The 5,568-nt window shown below is 68.8% G+C and carries 2 protein-coding genes; both read right to left on the bottom strand.

From position 1 onward, the window contains the following. On the bottom strand, positions 1-243 hold a 243-nt coding region (locus AC1DH3_RS16635), incomplete at its 3' end, for a hypothetical protein (protein ID WP_476909813.1). 150 nt (positions 244-393) lie between these two features. After that, a partial coding sequence (locus tag AC1DH3_RS16640) for an Ig-like domain-containing protein (RefSeq protein ID WP_476909814.1) occupies positions 394-5,568 on the bottom strand: 5,175 nt, incomplete at its 5' end.

Here is a 5,568-nt window from a genome sequence, read left to right on the forward strand (position 1 = left end):
CAACACCCGCGACGGATAATTCAACCGCCCCACCGCATTCTTCGCCTTCGACACCACCCACACACCACCATCGTTCAACTCCACCTCAGCAGTCTTAAACCCCGGATAGATGATGGCCCCCGTCACCAACACCGCAGCAGCAGCCACAAACGACGTGGCCGTGGCGAACTTGCGGCGCGTGCGTGATCGCGGTTTCGTGGAACCCGGCTTTCTGGCACCCAGCGTGGCGAAAAGACGTGTCACAGCGTTAGCTTTCCTTCAAAATTGTGTGGTGGTTCCCCCGGCGGACCCGAGACCGCTCCCCCACTTCCCGCGACAGCCTACCCAACGATCTCCGGCAGCGCGATGGGGAGGACTGCCCGGCGGAGGGTGACGGCCGGGGCCCGGGGCGGGTTATGGCGTGGCTCCTGTCGGGAAGGTGCACAGTGGTACGCCGCTCTGTGCCGGCGACCCGATGGTGGTGTGCAGCGACTGGATCCAGCGGGTCTGGTTCGGTGAGCCGCGCATGATGTAGTACCACTGGCCGTCGCCGCTGTAGGTGGTGCCGTGCGGCTTCCAGCACATCACGTCGAAGCTGTCGAAGTGGGACATCCACGGCCGGTCGTAGCCGCTCTTGCCGTCGCAGGTGAATTTCTGCGGGTCGTAGGAGGTGGCGCCCGGCAGGTCGGTGCAGCTGCGGTCCATGCCGGAGTTCAGCCTGGTGGACCAGCGCGTCTTCTCTGCCCCGGACTGGGCCGACGCCCAGGCGAGCGGGCCGCCGGTGCCGCGCGAGTTGACGGTCTGGACCTGGATCGTGTGCCGTTCATTGAAGCCGCCGGTGTTGACCGTCCGGCTTCCCGAGGGGCCCACCCGTTCCCAGCCGCCGTTGTCGATTTTGATCTGGGTGTAGGCGATGTCGTGGCTCCCGGCATCCGGCGAGGCCCAGTTAAACGTCAGGTTCCGCTGGTTTTCCGCGCCGTTGGTGCCGGAGGCCGACGGGGTGCCGGGTGAGCCGTAAGGGTTCGCGTTAGCCCCGGTGCTGGCGTCCGAGCTGGGCGCGACGGACGAGTTGGCCGTCACCGTGACGGTGGTGGCGGCGCCGTTGGCGAACCCGCCGACGGTCTGGCCGGGCCTGATCGGCCCGGATTGGCCGGTGCTGGCTCGGTAGGTGTAACTCACCTCGGAGTAGGCCGAGCCGTTGCGTTCCGCAGCGGTGAGCTCACGGAAGTTGATGGTGACGGCCCGACCGGCGCCGCCGGTGTTGGCCTCGGCGGCGCTCACGCCGGAGACCCGGCTGAGCTTGCCGGTGGCGCGGCGCGGCGCGGAGGCCGCGCTGGCGGAGCCCTTGCCTGCCTTGTTTTCGGCCTGCACGGTGAAGGTATAGGACGCTTCCGAGTTGTTGGCGGTGAAGTTCGCCGTCCGCACGGTGCCGGCCACGGTCTGGGTCTGGTCCGCGCCGCCGCCGCCGCTCATCGTGACGTAGTAGTTCTTGATCGCGTCGCCGTTGGTGTTTGGCTCATCCCAGTCCACCTTGAGCTGGTTGGAGGTGCCGACGGCGGAGGCCACCGACGTCGTCGGCGCGCCCGGGGCGGCCGGGACGCCGGCGGGGTTGTCCTCGGCGGAGTACTGTCCCCAGTCGGAGGGGCCGAGCTCGTTCACGGCCTGGGCGCGCACCTTGTAGCGCACGCCGTTGGTCAGGGCCGGCCAGGTGTAGTTCAGGCCGGTCACGCCGTTCTTCACGGCGACTCCACTGGCCGGCGGCGGCGAGATCTCCAGGTTGTAGTTCTTCACCGCGGAGCCCTCGGTCTTCGCCGCGGGCCAGGCGATCACCATGTTCTTGTCCCCGGCCTTGACGGTGGGGGCCTCCGGCGGCGAGGGCTTTTCATCCGGCCGGATCTCGTTGGAGGCCGGCGAGGGATCGGATTCCTTCACCTCGTTGGTGGCGGTGACGGTGAAGACGTACTTGACGTCGTTGGTCAGTCCGCTGAGGGTGCACGTGGTGGTGGCGCAATCCTGGCTGAAGCCGTTGCCGGAGCGCACCGTGTACTTGGTGATGGCGGCACCGTTGTCCGACGGCGGCGTCCACTTGAGCACGGCGGTCCGGCTGCGGACGTCCGTTGCGCTCGGCGCGGACGGGGCGTCGGGCTTGTCCCGGACGGTGATCCGGACGCGGCCGTCGGTCTGCCGGGAGAGGTCCCCGGTCTTGTCCATGACGGTGTAGCGGACCACCATCACGCCCTTGAAGCCGCCGGCGGGGGTGACCGTGATGGAGTCCCCGGCCACCGCGGGCTGCCCGGCCGCGGAGCCGGTTTCCACGGTGGCGGCCACGATCCGCAGCGGCGTGTCGGAGAAGGGGTTGAAGTCGTTGGCGAGGACGTTGACGGTCTCCGCCTTGCCGGCGTTGGCCTTCTCCACGACGTCCTCGTTCGCCACCGGCAGTGGCCGGTTTGAGGCCGTGACGGTGGCCGCCACCGTGGCCCGGACAGGATCGGAGCGGCCGTCGGTGACCTTGAGCGGGATGCTGCCCTTCCAGCCCGCGGCCTTGGCGGAGTCTGCGGTGACTTTCAGGGTGGCGCCGTCAAGCGTGGCCTTGAAGCCCTCCGGGAGTGTTCCGTCGAGTTCGAATTTAAGTTTGTCCTGGTCGCCGGCGTCGACGTCCTTGGCCAGGTTGCCCAGTTCCAGGCTCGCGGACTCGGCCTTCGGCACCTCAAGGGTGGCGCCGCTGAACGTCGGCGGGTGGTTGGCGTTCGGGTCCGGGATGACCTTGGTGATGATGCTGAGCGTGGACTTCAGCCCGGCCGGGTCCTCGGGTCCGCTGCCGTCGGTGACCTCGAAGGTGACCGAGCCCGGGCCCACGTAGTCCTTGAGGGCGGCGTAACGCAGCTTACTCCCGTTGCCGGCCACGACGTTGTCCGGCTCGGCGCCCTGGACCTTGACCTTGTCCACCTGGGTGATCCGCGGCGTACGGCCTTCCCTGACGCGGACGTACTCGCCCAGGTCCAGGGTGATTTCCTTGCCGGCCATCACCTCCACGGCCTCGGTCCGGGCCAGGGTGGGGTGCTGTTCACCCTGGCCGGGGACCCAGATGACCGCCGTCGCGCTTTGGCCGTCCACATCGGTGACGGTGTAGGGAACCAGCTGGTCCTTCGGCGCGAGGGCCACCCGGACGGTCCCGTCGCCGGCCACGCGCGCGTTCGGATTGCCGTCCGGCAGGCCGATCTTGAGTTCTGCGGCGACGCCGTCGGGGTCGGCGTCGTTCTTCAGGACCGGGACGTCGACGGCGGACTTGCCGAGGGTCTCCGCCGGGGTGACCACGTCGTCTTTCGCGAGAGGGGCCTTAAGGGTTGCATCCGGGCTGACCCGGACCCGGATCACGGCGCTGCCCTGGGCTTTTTTGTCGTCCTGGATTTTGTAGCTGACGCTCTCGTTGCCCGCGGCGCCCGGCGCTGTGAGCAGCACCTTGCCGCCGTCGGCCGGCTCGACGGCGAGCTCCGGGCGGGCCTCGAAGCCGTTGCGCACCAGGCTGATCGGGTCCCCATCGGGATCCGAGTCGTTCGTGAGGGCGTCGACGGCGATCTTGCGGCCGGGCCGGACGTCCACGGCGTCGTCAACCGCGATCGGCTTCTGGTTATTGATTTCCCGCGGCGCGATGCCGACGATCACGGTGCCGGTGTTTTCGGCGCCGATCCGGTCCCGGACGCGGTAGCTGAAGGTGTCCGTGCCGGCGGCGTTGCCGGCGGCGGTGAATTCGAGGTAGCCGTCCTTGACCACGGCCGTGCCCATTGCGGGGGCCTTGTCCACGCCCGTCAGCTGCACAGAGTCGCCGTCGGTGTCCACACCGTCGAGCGGCACCGGGATGCGGACCGTCATGCCGGCCACCACGCGGGCGGTCAGGTTCTTCGGTTCGGGGCGGGTGTTGCGTTCGTCGTCGCGGGCCCGGATCCGGATGGACACCTGCTGGGAGTCGGATTGTCCGGAGGCGTTGGTGACCTTGTAGATCGCGTAGACCGTCTTCGGCACCTCGCCGGCGATGAAGCGCAGCGTCTGGCCGGCGGTGAAGGTGCGGCCGTCGGCGGCGTCCGGCTTTTGGGCCAGCACCGGTTCGAGGGTGAGCTTGCCGCCGTTGGGGTCGGTGTCGTTCTCCAGCACCGGGATGGTGACGACGTCGCCCGCACGGACGGTTGCCTCGTCGGGTTTGGCCTGCGGCGCCTGCAGCTTGGACGGCGCGGGGACGACCAGGACGGCGATCTCGCCGCTCGCGGAGGACTTGCCGTTGGAGATTGTGTACTTGACGTTGAGCTGGCCCTGGGCGCGGAGGTCGGTGATCCGGACGACGGAGTGGTCCAGGACGGCGACGCTGAGCGGCAGTCCATCGGCGGCGGTCACGGACTGGACCACCAGGACGCCGCCGGAGGGGTCCGAATCGTTGCCGAGGACGTCCACCAGCACGCTGCCGCCGGCCGGCAACAGCGCGGTGTCGCGGACCGCGACCGGTGCTCCGTCGCCGCCGCCGGGGACGACGTCGACCCGGACCAGCTGCTGGGCGCTGGCCGGCCCGTTCGTGACGAGGTAGGAGACGTAGTGTGCGCCGAGGGCGGTGGAGTTGAAGGTGAAGGTCTGCTGGTCGGCGCCCATGGTGGCGGTGGAGTTGCCGTCCGGGGTGGCCTGGGCGAGACGGAGCGCCCCGCCCTGCGGGTCCGAGTCATTTTTGAGCGGGGCGATCACGGTGTCCACGCCGGCGACGGCCACGAGGTGGTCCGCGTTCGCGATCGGCGGCAGGGCTCCTGGCGGGCGCACCTCCACGGTGACCTTGCCTTCGGCCGTGGACCGGCCGTCGGAGACGGTGACGGTGACGGTCTTGCGGCCGGGTTCGGAGCCGGAGTCCTGGAAGCTGAGCAGGCCGTCGGGCCGGACTTTCACCTGGTCGCGGGGGTCGCTGCTTGCAGCGCCGACGACGAACACGTCATCGCCGTCGGGGTCGGTCCAGTCGGTGAGGATGTTCTGGCTGACCGCTTTGCCGGCCTGGACTACGAGTGTGGTGTTCCTGTTCGGTTTCTGCCGCGGGGCGGAGTTCTCCCCGGGCGGGACGATGTTAAGCGTGACGTCGGCGGAGGCGGAGAGGCCGCGGCCGTCGTCGACCGTGTATTTGAACGTTTCCGTACCGGTCTTGTCCGCGCCCACGCTGACCTGGAAGCCGGTGGCGCCGTAGATCGGTGCGAGCAGCCCGGATTTGAGCGGCTCCGGCGACCGGACGGTGAGGATGTCGCCGTCGGGGTCGGTGTCGTTGTCCAGCACGGGAAGGATGGTCGTCTTGCCGGCGCGGACCCCGAAGGTGTCGGCTTTGGCGACCGGCGGGCTGTTGGGTTTGGTGCGGTCCGGCAGGACGGTCTGCTGCACCTCGTCGGCGGAGTCCTTGTCCGCGTCGTCCGAGGTCTGCTGCGGCGGGATGACGTCGTCCCAGTTGTTCACCAGCTGCATGTTCTGGTTCACCAGCCACACATTGCCCGAATTCACATCATTGAGCACCACCACATCCCGGTTCACCCGGAACACATACGACGGCGACGCGGACGCCTTCGGCACATCCAC

The sequence above is a fragment of the Arthrobacter sp. 05L428 genome (assembly GCF_056397665.1).